Source organism: Streptomyces sp. NBRC 110035 (genome assembly GCF_000829695.1).
In the GTDB taxonomy this organism is placed as follows: Bacteria; Actinomycetota; Actinomycetes; order Streptomycetales; family Streptomycetaceae; genus Streptomyces.
In genome coordinates, this window is record NZ_BBNN01000027.1 from 1 (window position 1) to 16,622 (window position 16,622).

General features: G+C 74.6%; 14 protein-coding genes and 1 pseudogene. 11 read left to right on the top strand and 4 right to left on the bottom strand.

The annotated features are described in order from the left end of the window. Nucleotides 1-533 (top strand): annotated as a pseudogene (locus TU30_RS17040) (transposase); the annotation flags it as partial. A 78-nt stretch (nt 534-611) separates the two neighbouring features. Here the strand turns inward: TU30_RS17040 and TU30_RS17045 are convergent. The 3 genes from TU30_RS17045 to TU30_RS17055 all read right to left on the bottom strand — a co-directional run bounded on the left by TU30_RS17045 (nt 612) and on the right by TU30_RS17055 (nt 2,397). Beyond that, complete coding sequence (locus TU30_RS17045) at nt 612-1,478, bottom strand: tyrosinase family protein (protein ID WP_042170834.1); 867 nt, start codon at nt 1,476-1,478, stop codon at nt 612-614. Further along, nucleotides 1,462-1,965: a tyrosinase family oxidase copper chaperone gene (locus TU30_RS17050; RefSeq protein WP_042170837.1), complete on the bottom strand. Its 504-nt coding sequence runs from the start codon at nt 1,963-1,965 to the stop codon at nt 1,462-1,464. The genes TU30_RS17045 and TU30_RS17050 overlap by 17 nt, the downstream gene beginning before the upstream one ends. Nucleotides 1,966-2,118: 153 nt before the next feature. After that, nucleotides 2,119-2,397, bottom strand: coding sequence for a hypothetical protein (locus tag TU30_RS17055; RefSeq protein WP_234307888.1), 279 nt, complete (start codon nt 2,395-2,397; stop codon nt 2,119-2,121). A gap of 541 nt (nt 2,398-2,938) precedes the next feature. Between TU30_RS17055 and TU30_RS17060 the strand changes: the two genes are divergently transcribed. The 8 genes from TU30_RS17060 to TU30_RS17095 all read left to right on the top strand — a co-directional run bounded on the left by TU30_RS17060 (nt 2,939) and on the right by TU30_RS17095 (nt 12,433). Beyond that, on the top strand, nt 2,939-4,036 hold the full coding sequence (locus TU30_RS17060) for a hypothetical protein (RefSeq protein ID WP_042170841.1): 1,098 nt from the start codon (nt 2,939-2,941) through the stop codon (nt 4,034-4,036). Then, nucleotides 4,033-5,316, top strand: coding sequence for a glycosyltransferase (locus TU30_RS17065; RefSeq protein ID WP_042170843.1), 1,284 nt, complete (start codon nt 4,033-4,035; stop codon nt 5,314-5,316). Before TU30_RS17060 ends, TU30_RS17065 begins: the two co-directional genes overlap by 4 nt. Beyond that, nucleotides 5,313-6,740, top strand: coding sequence for an exopolysaccharide biosynthesis polyprenyl glycosylphosphotransferase (locus TU30_RS17070; protein WP_042170846.1), 1,428 nt, complete (start codon nt 5,313-5,315; stop codon nt 6,738-6,740). The genes TU30_RS17065 and TU30_RS17070 overlap by 4 nt, the downstream gene beginning before the upstream one ends. 5 nt (nt 6,741-6,745) lie before the next feature. Next, on the top strand, nt 6,746-8,107 hold the full coding sequence (locus TU30_RS17075) for an O-antigen ligase (RefSeq protein ID WP_042170849.1): 1,362 nt from the start codon (nt 6,746-6,748) through the stop codon (nt 8,105-8,107). Then, nucleotides 8,104-9,825, top strand: a complete 1,722-nt coding sequence (gene murJ / locus TU30_RS17080) for a murein biosynthesis integral membrane protein MurJ (RefSeq protein WP_042170850.1) — start codon at nt 8,104-8,106, stop codon at nt 9,823-9,825. The genes TU30_RS17075 and murJ overlap by 4 nt, the downstream gene beginning before the upstream one ends. A 103-nt stretch (nt 9,826-9,928) precedes the next feature. Continuing rightward, a complete protein-coding gene (locus TU30_RS17085; protein ID WP_042171366.1) occupies nt 9,929-10,618 on the top strand; it encodes a polysaccharide deacetylase family protein in 690 nt (229 codons plus the stop codon). A gap of 1 nt (nt 10,619) precedes the next feature. Continuing rightward, nucleotides 10,620-11,780, top strand: a complete 1,161-nt coding sequence (locus TU30_RS17090) for a glycosyltransferase (RefSeq protein ID WP_042170852.1) — start codon at nt 10,620-10,622, stop codon at nt 11,778-11,780. Beyond that, on the top strand, nt 11,777-12,433 hold the full coding sequence (locus TU30_RS17095; RefSeq protein ID WP_042170855.1) for a hypothetical protein: 657 nt from the start codon (nt 11,777-11,779) through the stop codon (nt 12,431-12,433). The genes TU30_RS17090 and TU30_RS17095 overlap by 4 nt, the downstream gene beginning before the upstream one ends. 71 nt (nt 12,434-12,504) lie before the next feature. On the opposite strand, the gene TU30_RS17100 is transcribed toward TU30_RS17095, so the two are convergent. Next, nucleotides 12,505-13,815, bottom strand: a complete 1,311-nt coding sequence (locus TU30_RS17100) for a glycoside hydrolase family 26 protein (protein WP_042170856.1) — start codon at nt 13,813-13,815, stop codon at nt 12,505-12,507. Nucleotides 13,816-14,025: 210 nt separating this feature from the next. Here TU30_RS17100 and TU30_RS17105 point away from each other — a divergent pair, with 210 nt between their 5' ends. Both TU30_RS17105 and TU30_RS17110 read left to right on the top strand, forming a co-directional pair. Then, nucleotides 14,026-15,285, top strand: a complete 1,260-nt coding sequence (locus tag TU30_RS17105; RefSeq protein WP_042170859.1) for a hypothetical protein — start codon at nt 14,026-14,028, stop codon at nt 15,283-15,285. Between the two features lie 2 nt (nt 15,286-15,287). Beyond that, nucleotides 15,288-16,556, top strand: coding sequence for an NAD(P)-binding domain-containing protein (locus TU30_RS17110; RefSeq protein WP_042171367.1), 1,269 nt, complete (start codon nt 15,288-15,290; stop codon nt 16,554-16,556). Nucleotides 16,557-16,622: the final 66 nt, after the last annotated feature.

Genomic DNA, 16,622 nt, shown 5'->3' on the forward strand with positions numbered 1-16,622 from the left:
GACAGGACGCCTTCACCATCGACTGGGACCGCGAACGGGTGACCTGCCCGAACGGTGTCGTCAGTACGCAGTGGGCCGAGCGGCGTTCCCAGCAGAACCTGCCCGTCATCCGGGTCCGCTTCAGCCCGGCCGACTGCCGTCCCTGCCCTCACCTGCGTGACTGCGTCAACTCACCCTCGCCACGACGCCGCGAGCTCAACCTCCGGCAGAGCCGCGACGGACACGAAACCGTCCGCACGGCCCGGGCCGAGCAGCGAACCGATGCCCGGAAGGAGAGGTACAAGACCCGTGCCGGTGTCGAGGACACCATCCCACAGGCCGTCGGACACTGCGGCCTGCGCAGACCCCGCTACCAAGGCCTCGCGAAGACCAGCCTCCAGCACCAGCTCACCGGCGCCGCGACCAACCTCGCCCGCATCGACGCCCACCTCACCGACACACCCCGAGCCCGCACCCGCACCCGCACCAGCCACTTCGCAGCACTTCGCCCCGCCGATCAAACGATCGACGGGGCGAAGCAGGCAGGCCCCGGATCAACCAACAGCATCCCCCAGGGGTGCCGGGGCTCTCCCCCTTGTACCGGTGGCCGCCTATACCGGTGACCGCGCCCCTCACGCGTACCGGTAGATCCCGCCGACGTCCTCCAGCTGGTCGGGGGTCACGTCCCACGGCGGCAGCTTCTCGTGCCGTGCCACGACCCGGCCGTGCTGTTCGTCGCCCCGGCCCGGCGGCGCGGCGGGGAGGTAGCGGGCTCCGCCGTGCCGGCGCTGCCAGCGGTACCACTGCAGGTCGACGAAGGCGTGGTGCAGCCAGAAGGCGGGGTCGTTGACGGAGGCTGCACCGAGCATGGCACCGCCGACCCAGCGGTGCACCCGGTTGTGGTTGCGCCAGGAGGCACTGCCCCGGCCGGCGCTCCAGCCCTCCAGCCCGTTGCGGAATCCCCGCGTGACGGTCGAGTCCCAGGGCCGCACGTCGTAGACGGGGTCCTTCAGCGCCTGCTCCAGGTCGTTCGCGGTGGGCAGGGCGATCGGGTCGCGCCGGCGGCCGAGGTCCCGGGTCAGGAACTCCCCTTCGGTCACGCCCACCCGGATGGGCCAGTTGCCCTCCCCGTACGCGAACGGCCCTGTCATCACCTGCTGGTCCGAGCGGCGCCCGTTGCCGCCGAGGAGGTCCGCCGTCCACGGTGCGGACGTGGTCGCGCGGTCACGGGTCCAGTCCCAGTACGGAAGGGTCACCACCGGGTCCACCCGGCGCAGGGCGTCCTCCAGGTCGAGCAGGAATTGGCGGTGCCAGGGCAGGAACGAGGGCGCCATGTGCGCGGTGCGCAGTCCGCGCTCCCCGTCGGAGGAGTAGTACGCGAGGTGCATCCGCACGAACTCGTCGTACTCGCCCCGTCGCTTGACCTCCAGCAGCGCCTTGACGAACCGTCGCCGCTCGGCCGCCGTGAGCGTGCCGGCGTCCTTACGCACGTACACCATGGCGGCCCTCCCCGTGCGCGTGTCCCCCGGCCGTCGGTGCCGACGCCGCATCACGCAGCCGCTCACCGGGGCCGAGCGCGTCGACGGCGGCGCGGGCGGCCCCGAGCGGCGTCCGGTACGAGCAGTAGTGGTCGACCGAGCTCAGCCAGCCGTTGCCGGCGCGGCGCATCAGATGCAGGGGGCGGCCGTCGACCGTGACGTGCCACCGGCCGTCCTCGGCCGCGGTGCGCCCCGGCACCCACACACCCCGGATGCGGCGGCCGCGGTAGGTCCGCTCGAAGGCGGGGCGGGACGGCGCGTTCGCCGTCGCGGGTCCGGGGCGCGGGAACCGGAAGGCGGCCAGCACCGGAGCCAGGACGCCGGCGAGGGCACCGGCCCGCAGGCCGCGCGCCACCTCCCGCCGGGTTCTGCCCGCCGGTGCGGGCGGCACCGGGCCCGGTGCCGCGTCCTCGGCACCCACGGGTGCCCCGCCGGTGGCAACGACCATGATCCACTCCTTGTCCGTACGGTTGTCCGCTGCTCTAACCGCCGGACCCGCCGCGTGGTCACCGACGTGCGCCCCCTCGCCGCGCCGCGAGGGGGCGCACATACGGAAGTCGGCCCCCGGTCCGTACCGGGGGCCGACTTCGTGCGGCGTGCCTCAGGCGTGCAGCCCCAGATCACCGTGCACCGGCTTGACCTCGTTCACCACGGCCGCCGCCTCCTCCGCGGTGCCGAACACCGAGCTGCTCCGGCTCTCGGTGCCGCTCGACTCCTCGTGCAGCGGCATCAGCTCGAAGGGGACCGCGGTGCGCGTGTTCAGGCCGGTGTCGAGGCCGGTGGACGCCAGGTCGATCTCCTGCGCATGCGCGGGCGCGGCCATGCCGGCGGCGATCAGGGACCCGGCGATGACGGCAGCAGCCTTCAGGGACTTCATCATGTTCCTTTCTTCGGCAACGCGCGTCGCCGGAGGGGGCTTTGTGTCGTCGTGCCTAACGATCCCCGACCGGCGCGGAAACCGGGCGGCCACGGATTGACGAGTCGTCATATGAGATCAAGCGGCAGGCGGTGTCACCGGCGCCGGCGGAACGGTGGGCGCGGGCACCTGGGTTCCTGGCCCGCACGAGTGGCGGGGCGGGCCTTCGGTGCCACGCTCTCACCCGTGTGGCCCCGCCCTGTCCGACGAGGGGGCGGACGGGAACTGCCCGGGTACCGCCCGGTGAAGGACAGGCTTCACGATTCCAACACACTTGTCGTCGTTGGTTGAGTTTCGTCAAATTTGTCCGGCTGGTGGCTAGAGTTGCGCCGACGCACCCCCAGAGGCGGACGCATCGCACTCGCCGTGCTGCCTGCTCACCCCGGCGGTCCTGCTCGTCGTCGCCGTCCTCGGGCACGGCTCCGGCACCGGCGGTGCCGCCGACCGCGGACGTCGTCTTCACCCATCCGGTCACCGCCATCCGTTCCGAAAGGCTCCGACGGTCATGCGCCATTCCCTGAGCCAGTTGCTTCGCCCTGCCACGGTGGGTGTCCTCGCACTTGTCGCGATGTGGGCACCCTGCGCCTCCCCCGCCGCCTCACCGGCCGCGGCGCCCGCGCCGGAGGCGAGCAGTCTCCCCTTCGGCCAGCGGTATCACGCGCTCCAGCACGGCGGCATCGTGCGCGCGGCCAACTCCTCCGCCACCTGCCGCACGAACCGGCCGCCCGCGTGCGCGGGCGCGCAGGCGGGCGCCCAGGCGGTGAACGGCGACTTCGACATGTTCTACGTCGACGTCGACCGCGACCCGAACACCTACAACTCCTCCCGCGCGGAGGTCCGCCTGCCCTCCGGCTCCCGGGTGACCTACGCACGCCTGTACTGGGGCGGCAACCTCCGCGTGGGCGAACAGAAACCGGCACAGGACAACGAGCGGGTGCTGATCGCCGAACCCGGCGGGGAGTACAAGGAGCTCCTCGCGGACACCGTCGTCGGACACGACGTGGCGGACGGCGCGGACGCCTTCCAGGCCTCGGCGGACGTGACCGGGCTGGTGCGCGACAGCGGGCCGGGTCCGTACACCGTGGCACAGGTCAACGTGGCCGCCGGACGGTCGGCGGCCGGCGCCTGGGGCGGCTGGACCCTGGTGGTGGCGTACGAGAACCCGGCGGAGCCGCTGCGGCACCTCTCGCTCTGGGACGGCTTCGCGCCGCTGAAGTCCCGCACGGGTCCCGAGGTCCGGCTCGGCGGTCTGGACCTCCCCGGGGGCACGGAGGGCCTGGTGGGGCTGGTGGCGTACAACGGCGACCGCGGCACCACCGGCGACTCGCTCACCGTGACCAGCGGCTCGCCCGCCTCCACCGTGGCGCTCTCCGACTCCGCCAACCCGGCCGGGGACGTCCTGAACTCCACCATCAGCGGGCCCGCCGGGGCTGCCCCGGCGCGGGTGCCGGCGTATTCCAACACCCTCGGCTACGACTCCGACGTGTTCACCCTCGGGAGTGACCTGCTGCGCGCCGGCGACCAAGTGGGCTTCCGGCTCTCGTCCCGGGCGGACGCGGCCTGGGCCGGCGTCCTGTTCACCGCCGTCGACGCCCGGCGATGAACACGCCACCCCCCGTCCCGGACGTCGTCGCACGCGGGGAATCCGTGGGCGACGCCCTGTCCCCCTCCGGCCGCCGGCCACGGGTGCTGCACCTCACCCAGCCGGTGGACGGCGGGGTCGCACGCGTGCTGGCCGACCTGGTCCGTACGCAGGTGGCGGACGGCCTGGACGTCACCGCGGTCTGCCCCGACGGCCCACTCGCCCTCCACCTGCGGGCGCTCGGCGCGCAGGTACGGAACTGGCGGGCGACGCGGTCGCCCGGCCCGTCGCTCGTGCGGGAGGTGGCGCACCTCGCGCGGCTGATCGACGAGGTGCGCCCCGATCTGGTGCACGCGCACAGCGCGAAGGCCGGCCTCGCCGGGCGGCTCGCGGTGCGGGGACGGATTCCGACGGTCTTCCAGCCGCACGCCTGGTCGTTCGAGGCGGTGGGCGGGGTCACCGCGGCGCTCGCGCTCACGTGGGAGCGGTGGGGGGCACGCTGGGCCGCACGGGTGGTGTGCGTGAGCGAGGCGGAACGGACGACCGGCGTGCACGCCGGGATCACCGGACGGTGGACCGTCGTCCCCAACGGCATCGATCCCGAGCGCTTCTGCCCGTCCGGCACCGGCGCCGTGCGGGCCGGGCTCGCCCGGCTCGCCGCCCTCCACCCCGCGACGCCGCTCGTGGTCTGTGTGGGGCGACTCTGCCGGCAGAAGGGGCAGGACGTCCTGCTGGGGGCGTGGGACTCCGTCGTGCGGCGGGTGCCCGCCGCACGGCTCGTCCTGGTCGGAGACGGGCCGGACCACGACCGGCTGCGCGCACGGGCCCCGGAGTCCGTGCTGTTCGCGGGGGCCGTCCCCGACACCTCGCCCTGGTACCAGGCCGCCGATCTCGTCGTCCTGCCGTCCCGCTGGGAGGGCATGGCCCTCGCCCCACTGGAGGCGATGGCCTGCGGGCGTCCCGTGGTGGTCACGGACGTCGACGGCGCCCGCGAGAGCCTGCCGCCGTCCTTCGCCCCCCGTTGTCTGGTACCGCCGGAGAACCCGGAGGCACTGGCCGGGGCCCTGTCCGGACTGCTGCTCGACCCGCCACTGCGTGAGTCGCTCGGTGTCCTGGGCCGTCGGCACGTGCTGTCCGTCCACGACGTACGGCACACCGCCGCGCAGGTCGCCGACGTCTACCGCGACCTGCTCGGCACCTGGCCCTCCAGCAGGAGGGCAACAGGTCCGTCCCGGGCCGTCGAGCGCGGCCGGGCCCGCGGCGCCGAGCCCACCGAGTACAGGGAGTCCATCCGCTCGTGACCGCCGAACACACCGTGACCTCCCCCGGCGTACCTCCGCGGGAGCACGGCTCCCCGCCCGTTTCCGTCATGCCGCCGCGCGGCACCGCCGGCGGGCTGCGGTTGCCCGTCCCGCGGCCTGTGGCGCGGCCGGACTCGCCCGTTCCGCTGCTCCTCGCGGACGCCGCGGCCGCCCTGTCGGGCACGCTGGCGCTGTCCGGCGCCCAGTGGCACTCCCCGCTCCTCGTCCTCCTGATCACCGCGTCGCTGCTGCTGCGGCCTCGTGGCAGCCGGTGGCCGGGGCCGGGGCTGCTGGACGAACTGCCCGCCGTCTGCGGCCGGGGCGCGGTGGCCTGGCTGGCATCCGCGGCGCTCTGGGCGGCGTACCGGCCGGAACAGGCGGTGTCCGCCGGTACCGTGCTGACGGGTCTCGTCCTGCAGTCGGCGGCCTGCTGCGCGCTGCGCGCGGCCGTGCACGGGCGGCGGCGCGCGGTGCTGCGGCGCCACCCGCACGCGGCCCTCGTCGTCGGCCCGGCAGCGACCGCGCAGCACGTGGCCGCCGCTTTGCTGCGGCACCCGCGGTGCGGCGTGCGGCCGGTGGGGGTGGTCGCCGAGCAGCCGGACGGCACCGAGGGCCTGCCGGTGCTGCGCACCGGTGAGGAGGTCGAGCGGGCGGTCATCCAGAACGGGGTGCGGGCCGTGCTGGCCGTCCACCCCTCGGTACGCGCCGGGCAGGGCCCGCTGCTGCGTGCGCTGGCCGACTCGGGCTGCGTGGTCCGGGAGATCGACGCCGACTCCCCCGCGTACCCGGCACAGGAACGGCTGGCCGGGTTCCCGTGCCGTCGCCTGGACCTGTCACCGGCGCGCCGCGGCAGTGCGGGCAAGCGCGTGCTCGACATCCTCGTGTCGGGGACGCTGCTGCTGCTGACCGGTCCGCTGCTGGTGGTGTGCGCGCTGACGCTGCGACTCAGCGACGGGCCGGGCGTGGTGTTCCGGCAGGAACGCATCGGCAGGAACGGCGAGCCGTTCACGCTGCTGAAGTTCCGTACGCACCGGCCGGTCGACGAACACGAGTCGGCGACCCGGTGGAGCGTGGCCGACGAGAACGAGATGCGCCGGTTCTGCCGCATGCTGCGGCGCACCTCGCTCGACGAACTGCTCCAGCTGTGGAACGTGCTCCGCGGCGACATGAGCCTGGTCGGGCCGCGCCCCGAACGCCCTTACTTCGTCTCTCAGTTCAGCCAGACCTATCCGGGTTACGCGGCCCGCCACCGGATGCGGACCGGTATCACCGGCCTGGCCCAGGTCCACGGGCTGCGCGGCGACACCTCGATCGAGGACCGCTGCCGGTTCGACAACGCCTACATCGACGACTGGTCCCTGTGGCAGGACATCTGCATCCTGCTGCGCACCGCGGTCACGCTGGTCCGTCCGACGGGGAGCTGACCGACGTGAGTTCCGCCCCCGCAGCGCTCCCGCGCCGGGCCGCCGGGCCGGCGCCGGTGCTGCCCCTGGTGGCCCTGCCCGCCCTGCTGGCCCTGCCCCTGACCTACGACGGAGCGGGGCCCGCGGACGTGGTCTCCGCCCTGGTGGTGGTGTACTGCGTGATCCTCCTGCTGCGTGAACGGCGGCGCCCGCTGCCGCCCGCCGCGGCCGTGGTGCTGGGCCTGCCGGTCGTGGGGCTCGCGCTCGCCGCGATGGGGGCGTCCTCGCCGGAGGCCGGGTTCACCGGCCTGGGCCGCTATCTGCAGGTCTTCGTGCTCGTTCCGGCGGCCGTGCTGGTCCTGGTCCGTGACCGCACCGGCTTCCGGGTGCTGGCCTGGTCGTTCGTGGGTCTCGCGCTGTGGCAGGGGGCCGTCGGCGTGCACCAGTACGTCACCGGGACCGGCGCCTCCTACCAGGGCGAGGGCGTGCGGGCGGTCGGCACCTTCGGTGCCCACGACGTGATGGGCATGGCGACGGCGGTCTCCCTGGGCCTGGTGTGCGCGGTCGGGATCGCGCTGGGCCGGGCGGCCGTGTGGCAGCGGGTGACGGCCACCGGATGCGCGGTGGCCCTGCTGCTGCCGCTCGCCCTCTCCTTCAGCCGGGGTGCCTGGATCGCGACCGCCCTGACGTGCGCCGTACAGCTGGTCCTGGCCGGACCGCGGCGCGCACCGAAGGTGGCCCTGGCCGTGGCCGCCGCGGGCGTGGTCCTGACCGGCGGGTTCGGCATCGGCACGGACCGGTTGCAGGAGCGGATCGACAGCATCGCGCGGGTCGGCGACGCCCCCGACCAGTCCGTCGTGGACCGGTACGCCCTGTGGGCGGCCGCCGGCGGCATGTGGCGCGAGCAGCCGCTGACGGGCGTGGGCCTCAAGGGCTTCCCCGAGTACCGCGACGGGCACGCCGGCCTGGCGCTGTCCTCGGGCAGTGACATCGGGGGCGCGGGGACGGAGTACCGGAAGCAGGCGCTGCTCTCGCCGCACAGCATGTACCTGCTGGTGCTGAGCGAGCAGGGCCTGATCGGGCTGGTCGCACTCGCCGGCGGCTGGCTGGTCCTGCTGGTGTGCGGGCTGCGGAGACTGCTGCGCGTCCGCAGCCGCCTGCCGGGACCCGGCCGTGGTCCGGGACTCGACTGCGGGCTCGTCGCCTGCGGACTGCTGCTCTGGCTGCTGACCGACTTCGTGTACGGCGACATCGGCGGCCCCTCCACGATGCTGATCGCCCTGGGCCTCGGACTCGCGGCGTGGTGGGCACTGGCCGCCGGCGAGCGGGAGGACGTCGTACCGCCGGGCGCGGTGGCGGAGCGTGTCGAGGGGGCCGCGGCGCGATGACGGTGGTGCCCTCGCAGAGCCCCGTCCCCGGCCCGGACACGGATGCCGACACCGACACCGACGGGGCGGTGGCCGTGCCCGCGGCGCGGGCCGCCACGCCCGCCGGGCACGGCACCGGGCCGGGCTCGGCCCCGGCTTCCCGGAAGTTCCTGGCCCGGGCCGCGCTCGTCACGGCGGCGCTGTCGATCGCCGGCTCCCTGCTCGGCCTGGTGCGCGACCAGTCGCTGGCGCGGCTGTTCGGTGCCGGCAGCGACACGGACGCCTTCCTGGTCGCGTGGACCGTGCCGGAGATCGCCGCCACGCTGCTGATCGAGGACGGGCTGGCGATCGCGCTGATCCCGGCGTTCAGCATGGCGCTGGCCCGGCGCGCCCGGGGTGAACCGGGCGATCCGGTGCGCGCCCTGATCGCCGCCACGCTGCCCCGGCTGTGCCTGGCCTTCGCCGCGACGGCCGCCCTGGTCGCCGCCGCGGCCCCGTTCCTGGTCCAGGTCCTCGCGCCGGGCCTGCCCGACCCCCGGCTGGCCGTCGACTGCACCCGGCTCACCGCGATCAGCCTGCTGGCCTTCGGGATCGCCGGCTACTGCAGCGCCGCCCTGCGCGCGCACCGCCGCTTCGTCGCGCCCGGGGCCATCTACGTCGCCTACAACACCGGCATCATCGCCGCGATGTTCCTGCTCGGCCGCACGTGGGGCGTGCGCGCCGCGGCGGCCGGGGTCGCGGTGGGCGGCTGTCTGATGGTGCTGGTGCAACTGCCTCCGCTGTGCAGGCAGCTGGTGTCCCGCGCGCCGGCCGCCGTCGGGGGGGCGGCGGGCGACGCGCGGGAGCGGCCGGTACGGCTCGTCCTGATCGCCGCCGTCCTCCTCTTCGCGCTGTGCCGCCAGTCGCAGGTCCTCGTCGAACGCTTCCTCGCCTCCTCCCTGCCCTCCGGGGCCATCTCGCACCTGAACTACGCGCAGAAGGTCGCCCAGATCCCGATGACACTGTCGCTGATGGTGTGCACCGTCACCTTCCCCGTGGTGGCGCGGGCGCTGGCGGACGGGGACACCGAACGCGCCCGCGACCGTGTGGAACGGGACCTGGTGCTGTCCTCCTGTGTGGTGCTGACGGGCATGGCCGCGGTGATCGCCTGCGCCCCGCAGATGATCGAACTGCTCTTCCAGCGCGGCGCGTTCACCGCGGACGACACCGTGGCGACCTCGGACGTCATGCGTGTGTACGCCCTCGGGCTGCTGGGGCAGACCCTGGTGGGGACGCTGGTCCGCTCGTACTTCTCGGCGGGCCGGCCCAGCTGGTATCCCCTTGCGGTGATGGGCGCGGGCATCGCCGCCACGTCGGTGATCGGCGCCGTCGCCGTGCGTCCCTGGGGGGTCGCGGGGATCGCCGCCGCCAACGCGTTCGGCATCACCGTCACGGCAGCCCTGCTGCTGACCGGTCTGCGAACGTCCCGCCGCGACAGCCCCCGCGGTGTCCGCCTGCGGGTCCGGCCGGTCCTGGCCGAGCTGAGCAGGCCCGTGCTCGTCGCGGTCGTCGCCACCGGCGCCGGGGCGTTCGCCGCGAGCCGGTTCGCGTCCCCGGCGGCGGGGCTCGCGGCCGGCGTTCTGAGCGTGACCGGCGTCTTCGCCGTGCTCTGTCCGGCCCTGGGCGTCCAGGGCTCCGCATCCGCCGTGCGCTCCGTACGCACCGTCACACGAAGGCTCACCCATGGCCGCTCCCGTTGATTCCGTCGGTCCCGTGAACTCGGTCGACTCGGTCGATTCCGTCGATTCCTTCGACTCCGGCGGGCGTCCCGCCGCGCCGCCGGGCCCTGTCCCGTGGGTGGCGATGTACCACTCGGTGGGCGACTGCTCGGACGATCCGTACCGCATCACGGTCACGCCCGAGCGGCTCGAGGGGCAGCTGGCCTGGCTGCGCCGTCGGGGTCTGCGGGGCGTGTCCGTGGCCGACCTGCTCGCCGCCCGCGCCCGGGGCGCGGGGCGGCGCCTGGTCGGACTGACCTTCGACGACGGGTACGCCGACTTCGTCACCGACGCCCTGCCGCTGCTGCGCCGCTGGGACTGCGGTGCCACGCTCTTCGTCCTGCCCGGGCGGCTCGGCGGCGACAACGCCTGGGACCCGCTCGGCCCCCGCAAGCCGCTGCTGACCGCGGACGGCATCCGGTGCGCGGCGGCCGAGGGAGTGGAGATCGGCTCGCACGGGCTGACCCACGTCGATCTCACCCGGGCGGACGACCTCGCCCTCACGGCCGAGGTGGCGGAAAGCCGCGAGCGGCTGGCGGAGCTGACCGGCGCCCGGGCCGACGGCTTCTGCTACCCGTACGGCGCGGTCGACGTCCGCGCCGTACGGGCCGTGCGGGAGGCGGGCTACGCCTACGCCTGCGCCATCGACCCCGGCCCGCTGACCGGCCCGCACGCCCTGCCGCGCGTGCACATCGGCCAGAACGACACGGCCTGGCGCCTGCGTCTGAAGTACCGGCTGCACCGGCTGCGCCGGCGCCCGGTGGAGGGCCTGTGACATGAGGGCTCTGCACATCATCACCGGCCTCGGCGTCGGCGGGGCCGAGCAGCAGTTGCGCCTGCTGCTGCGTCACCTGCCCGTCGACTGCGACGTCGTGACGCTCACCAACCCCGGTGCGGTCGCCGAGGGCCTCGCCGCCGACGGTGTCCGCGTCACGCATCTCGGCATGGGCGGCAACCGTGACGTGACCGCGCTCCCGCGGCTGGTCCGGCTGATCCGCTCGGGCGGCTACGACCTGGTGCACACGCATCTGTACCGGGCCTGCGTCTACGGCCGGCTCGCCGCGCGCGTCGCCGGGGTCCGCGCGGTCGTCGCCACCGAACACTCCCTGGGCGAGTCCCAGATGGAGGGCCGCAGGCTGACGGCGGGGGTGCGCGCACTGTACGTCTCCAGCGAGCGGCTCGGCTCGGCGACGGTCGCCGTGTCCCCGGCGGTGGCCGACCGTCTGAAGCGCTGGGGCGTGCCCGCTCCCCGTATCGAGGTCGTCCCGAACGGCATCGACCTGGACCGCTTCCGCTTCGAGGCAGAGCGGCGCGCGCGCACCCGCCGCCGTCTCGGCCTGCCGGAGGGTGCCTTCGTCGTGGGCGGCGTCGGCCGGCTCACTGCCGGGAAGCGGTTCGACGTCCTCGTCCGCGCGCTCGCCCGGCTCCCGGAGGACCACTGGCTGCTGCTGGTGGGCGGCGGCCCCGAGGAGCACACCCTGCGCCGCACGGCCCGTGCGGCCGGCGTGGCCGACCGGGTCCTGTTCACCGGCGAACGCCCCTACGTCGCGGACGGCTCCCCGGGCCCCGACCTGCCGTCGCTCACCTCGGCGATGGACGTGCTGGCGTCCCCGTCGCTGGAGGAGGCCTTCGGCCTGGCGGTCGTGGAGGCGCTGGCGTCGGGCCTGCCCGTGGTCTATGCCTCCTGTCCGGCGATCGAGGATTTGCCGCCGCCCGCGGCCGGTGCCCGGCGTGTGCGGGGCGGCCCCGAGGCGTACGCGCGGGCGATCGCCGGGGTCCGGGCGGCGGGCCCGCTGCCGCGCACCGCCCCACAGGTCGCGCACCGCTACAGCATCACCGGCAGCGCGGACCGGCTCATGGACGTGTACGCGGCGGCTGTCGCCCGTTCGTCGTCCCCCTCCTCTTCCTCCTCCTCTCTGGGAGCAAGCTCCTCATGACCGATACTCCGACCCTCCGGCTCCGTCTGTTCCTGGCCCGTGCCAGGAGGCTGCCGGCCTGGTCCGTGATCGTGGCCGGCACCCTCGCCGGCTGCCTGTCCGGCGGCGCTTACGGCCTGTTCACCTCCACGACGTACACGGCCACCAGCTACGTCGTCGCCGTGCCGACCGCGCAGTCCACCCCGGAATCCGCCCGCGGGTTCGCGCAGGCGTACGGACGGGTGGCCACGCAACTGGCGGTGCTCGGGGACGCGCAGGTGTGGGCGGGCGTGCCGGTGCGGACCCTGCAGGACAGCGTGCGCACGGCGACCTCGCCGGACGCGCCGATGGTCGCCGTCTCGGCCACCTCCTCACGCCCCGACCTCGCCGTCGACATGGCCAACGCGGTCTCCCGCGCGCTGACCCGGCACGCGGACGCCGCCAGGAGCAGCACCCAGGTCCGGCTGGTGCAGTTCTCGCGTGCGGTGAAGCCGAGCAGGCCGACGTCCGCCTCGCCGGCGTTGACCGCTCTGGTGGGGGCGAGCGCGGGCGGTCTGCTGGGCGGGCTCGCCCTGCTGGCCCGGCCGCGGCGGACCGGCGGGGACGACGCCCCCGCCCCCGCCGCCTCGGTGCCCGGCCCCGCCCCGGCCGCCGATGCGCGCGGACAGCGGTGACGGCGGTGGGCCCGGCCGGGCCGGCGACGGCGGGGGCGGGGGCGTTCAGCGGCGCGTCGGCGGGTGCGCGGTCACCAGTCGAAGCGGAGGCAGAACTTCCCGCCGAGCCAGAACTCCACCCTGCTGCCCAGATCCAGCGGCGAGCAGTCCTCCTCGGGCGGCGGTGCGGCGGGGACGGGCGGCGGGGGTGGGACCGGCGGCACGGGAGCGAGCACCGGGGGCACCGCGGTGCCGCGGCCGAAGAGGAGGGACCGGTAGACGTGGGACGAGGCCGGGTTCCTGTCGCACCGCCACACACCGTGCGGACAGTAGTCGGACAGCGTGTTGTACAGCGGCTTGTGCTTGTCCATCCAGGCGAGCATGCGCCGCATGTACTCGGGATTGTCGCCGTTGCGGAAAAGCCCCCATTCGGCATAGGAGATGGGTTTGCCGTGGGCTTTCGCGAAATCCACGTGCGCCTGCAGTCCGTAGGGCTCCTCGACCTGTTCGTCGAAAGGCATTCCGGCCGGCTGGTCGTAGGAGTCCATGCCAATGATGTCGACCGTGTCGTCCCCCGGGTAGCACTGCGTCCAGGGAACGTCGTCCCGGCCGCGGCTCGGCGTGAAGTCGAACCTGAACTCCTGGCCCGGCACCGCGCGCATGGTGGTGACGATCCTGTTCCAGTACGTCTTCCAGGACTCCGGGTCCGGCCCGCAGCGGTGGGTGTACGTGATGCCGTTCATCTCCCAGCCGAGCACGAGGACCGTGTCCGGCACCTTCAGCCGGACCAGCCGTTCGGCCAGCGCGCGGAAGTGGTGGTCGAACTCCCCGGCCGCGCCCCGGCGCAACAGCTCCCGCACCTCGTGGTCCGGGACACCCGCCTCGTTGCGCTCCTGCAGGGGCACGTTGAGGACGAGCATCCGGTCGGCCTTCTCGTTGCGCCAGCGCGCCCACGACTCGAGGAAGCGGATGTCGCCCTCGATGTCGCTCCAGTCGTTGCCGGGCAGGTAGGTGTGGCCGACACGGATTTCGGCGCCGCCCAGCCAGCGGCTGAACTCCCGGATCCGGGCCACGCCCCGCTCGTCGGAGCCGAGGAAGGCGCCGAAGGGCGGGCCCTGTGCGCCCGGCACCTGGACGGCCGGGGGCATGACGACCGGGCCCGACGGGGCGGGGAGCGACGGCGCCGGGATCAACGGCGTGGGGACCGACGGCGTGGGGACGGGCCGCTGTGCGGGGTCCGGGAAAGCGGCCGCGGCCGCCGTCGGCCCCGGCGCCGGAACGCGGGCATCGCCGGCGCTCGCCGCCCCTGCCGCGGGACCGGACACCAGGGCGGCCGACACCGCTGCCGCCACCACGCCCACGACCAACCCGCGGACCCGGACACGTTCGTGCTGTGGGGCCATGCCTGCTCCTGTCTTCGCTCTCGTCTCCGGCCTTCCGGCCTCGGCCTTCTGTCCGTCCGTCCTTCCGACTTCCTTTCTCCGGAATCCTTATTGACGAACAGTCATCCGAAATTCAGTCACAGGAATTCCCCCGGCGCCACTGCCACTGCGGCTTTCGAGTGCCATGCTCGCCCGTGCGGGTGAGCGAATTCAAAAAGAAAGAGAGAGTTCGTGCCGCTGCTCGACACACGTGTCCCCGCCGTGCTTCTGCGGGTCGACCGGAATCCCTTCCACCACGGAACGCTCGGGGCCGTGCGCTCGCTGGGCAGGGCGGGAGTGGAGGTGCACGTCGTCGCCGACGAGTCCCGGAGCCCCGTGCGCAGCTCGCGCTACGTCCGCCGGCTGCATCCCCCGCCGCCGCCCGGAGCGTCCCCGGGCGACGTCCTCGCCGTGCTGCGCCGCGTCGCCGACCACATCGCGCGTCCCGCGGTCCTGGTCCCGATGGACGACGCGAGCGCGATCGCCGCGGGACGCCTGCGGGACGCCCTCACCCCCTCCTACCTCCTGCCGGACATGCCGGGCACGCTGCCCGAACGCGTCGCCGACAAGGCGGAGCTGGCGGCCGTGTGCGCGTCGGCGGGCCTTCCGCATCCCACGACGCTCGTCCCCGACAGCCCCCAGCGGGCCGCCGACGACGCGACGCGGCTCGGGCTGCCGGTGGTGGCGAAGTGGAGCCGGCCCTGGCTGCTGCCGGCCGGCGGCGGGCTGCGCAGCACGCTGCTGGTGCGCTCCGCGCAGCAGGCCCGGGAACTGTACCTGCGTACCCGGGAGGCGGGCAGCCCGCTCCTGCTGCAGGCGTATCTGCCGCCGGGCCCGGACCGGGACTGGTTCTTCCACGGCTACGTCGACCGGTCGGGTGCCGTGCACGCCGGCGGACCGGGCGTCAAGCGGCTGGCCTGGCCGCGTGGCGCGGGACTGACCGCGGTGGGCAGCTGGGCCCCCAACCCGCACCTGCGTGCCCTGACCGAGCGGCTCACCGGCGAGCTGGGCTACCGCGGCGTCTTCGACCTCGACTTCCGCCGCTGCCACGCGACGGGCCGTTACCACCTGCTCGACTTCAACCCGCGCCCCGGCGCCCAGTTCCGGCTCTTCGAGGACGGGGCAGGACTGGACGTCGTACGCGCCCTGCACCTGGACCTGACGGGCCGTCCGCTGCCGGACGGGGACCCGGTGGCCGGGAGGGCGTTCGTGGTGGAGAACTACGCGCCGCTCGCGGTGCTGCGTGCGGCGCCGGGCGGACGCGAACTGGCCTGGTACGCCGCGGACGACCGCGGTCCCGGACGGGCGATGTGGTCCCTGTGGGCCCGCCATGTGTCCGGCCGGCTGCGGGAGCGGCTGGGATCCGGCGCGGCGGCGCAGGCCCCGGCGGCCCCCGGGATTCCCCGGGCGGCCTCCCCCTCCCCGACCGACAACGAGAAAGCGAGCAGTTGATGATGTACGACCTTGTGGTGGTCGGCGCCGGCCCGTACGGTCTGTCGATCGCGTCCCACGCGGCCGCCGCCGGGCTGCGCCTGCGCGTGTTCGGCCGGCCCATGGCGTCCTGGCGGGACCACATGCCCGGGGGCATGTTCCTGAAGTCGGAGCCCTGGGCGTCCAACCTCTCCGATCCGGGCGGGTGCTGGGGCCTGGCCGCGTACTGCGAGGAGCAGGGGCTGACGGCCCGTCACGCCGAGCCGATTCCGGTGGCGGAGTTCGCTTCGTACGGTCTGTGGTTCGCGCGTCACGCCGTGCCGGACGTGGACGAGCGCATGGTGACCCGGGTGTCGTCGGGTCCCCACGGCTTCACGGTGGTGACCGCGGACGGGGAGGCCCTGCAGGCACGGACGGTGGCGCTGGCGGTCGGGGTGATGCCGTTCATCGAGGTCCCGTCCGCCCTGCGCGAACTGCACCCGTCGCTGGTGACGCACAGCAGCCACCACAGCGGCCTCGACCAGTTCCGCGGCAAGGACGTCACGGTGATCGGCGGTGGCCAGGCGGCGCTGGAGACGGCGGCGCTGCTCGCCGAACAGGGCACCCGCGTACGGGTGCTGGCGCGGGCGGAGCGGCTGGTGTGGAACGATGTTCCGCAGCCCTGGGAGCGCCCCTGGTGGCAGTCTGCCCGCTCCCCGCACAGCGGTCTCGGCCCCGGCTGGCGGAACTGGTTCTACTCGGAGCGTCCCGGCCTCTTCCGGCGGCTGCCGCAGCCGACCCGGGCCCGCATCGCGGCGACGGCGCTGGGGCCGGCGGGCGCGTGGTGGGTGCGGGAGCGGGTGGAGCGCGCGGTGGAGCTGCTGCCGGGCCACCGGGTCACCGCGGCCTGCGCGGTGCCGGGCGGTGTACGGCTGGACACGATGAACCGCGAGGGCACCGCGGGTGCCCTGGAGACCGAGCACGTGATCGCGGCCACGGGGTTCCGGGCGCAGCGCGACCGGCTCGGCATGCTCTCCGCCGAACTGCGCGGGGCGCTGGCGGTCCTGCCCGACGGCTCCCCGGCCACCGGGCGCGGCTTCGAGTCGTCCCACCCCGGCCTGTTCCTCGCGGGCCTGGTGACCGCCTCCGGGTTCGGGCCGGCCATGCGCTTCGTCCACGGCGCGACGTTCACGGCGCCCACCCTCGTCCAGGGCGTACGCCGTCGGCTCAGGGCGACTCCGCTGCGCGGGGCGACGCTCCCCGTCCCCGGAGGCAGCAGCAGGACCGAGTCCCCGGCGCCGGTGAGCGGCTGACGGAGCAGCCCCCGGGACCGGTCCGGGCCACCTCGAACGGTGGCCCGGACCGGTCCCGGGGGCATG

What these genes read in the sequence shown, in the direction of transcription:
- TU30_RS17110 (WP_042171367.1), top strand. Translation starts at nt 15,288, where the DNA reads ATGTACGACCTTGTGGTGGTCGGCGCCGGCCCGTACGGTCTGTCGATC.
- TU30_RS17090 (WP_042170852.1), top strand. Translation starts at nt 10,620, where the DNA reads ATGAGGGCTCTGCACATCATCACCGGCCTCGGCGTCGGCGGGGCCGAG.
- TU30_RS17055 (WP_234307888.1), bottom strand. Translation starts at nt 2,397, where the DNA reads ATGATGAAGTCCCTGAAGGCTGCTGCCGTCATCGCCGGGTCCCTGATC.
- TU30_RS17095 (WP_042170855.1), top strand. Translation starts at nt 11,777, where the DNA reads ATGACCGATACTCCGACCCTCCGGCTCCGTCTGTTCCTGGCCCGTGCC.
- TU30_RS17065 (WP_042170843.1), top strand. Translation starts at nt 4,033, where the DNA reads ATGAACACGCCACCCCCCGTCCCGGACGTCGTCGCACGCGGGGAATCC.
- TU30_RS17085 (WP_042171366.1), top strand. Translation starts at nt 9,929, where the DNA reads ATGTACCACTCGGTGGGCGACTGCTCGGACGATCCGTACCGCATCACG.
- TU30_RS17100 (WP_042170856.1), bottom strand. Translation starts at nt 13,815, where the DNA reads ATGGCCCCACAGCACGAACGTGTCCGGGTCCGCGGGTTGGTCGTGGGC.
- murJ (WP_042170850.1), top strand. Translation starts at nt 8,104, where the DNA reads ATGACGGTGGTGCCCTCGCAGAGCCCCGTCCCCGGCCCGGACACGGAT.
- TU30_RS17060 (WP_042170841.1), top strand. Translation starts at nt 2,939, where the DNA reads ATGCGCCATTCCCTGAGCCAGTTGCTTCGCCCTGCCACGGTGGGTGTC.
- TU30_RS17050 (WP_042170837.1), bottom strand. Translation starts at nt 1,965, where the DNA reads ATGGTCGTTGCCACCGGCGGGGCACCCGTGGGTGCCGAGGACGCGGCA.
- TU30_RS17045 (WP_042170834.1), bottom strand. Translation starts at nt 1,478, where the DNA reads ATGGTGTACGTGCGTAAGGACGCCGGCACGCTCACGGCGGCCGAGCGG.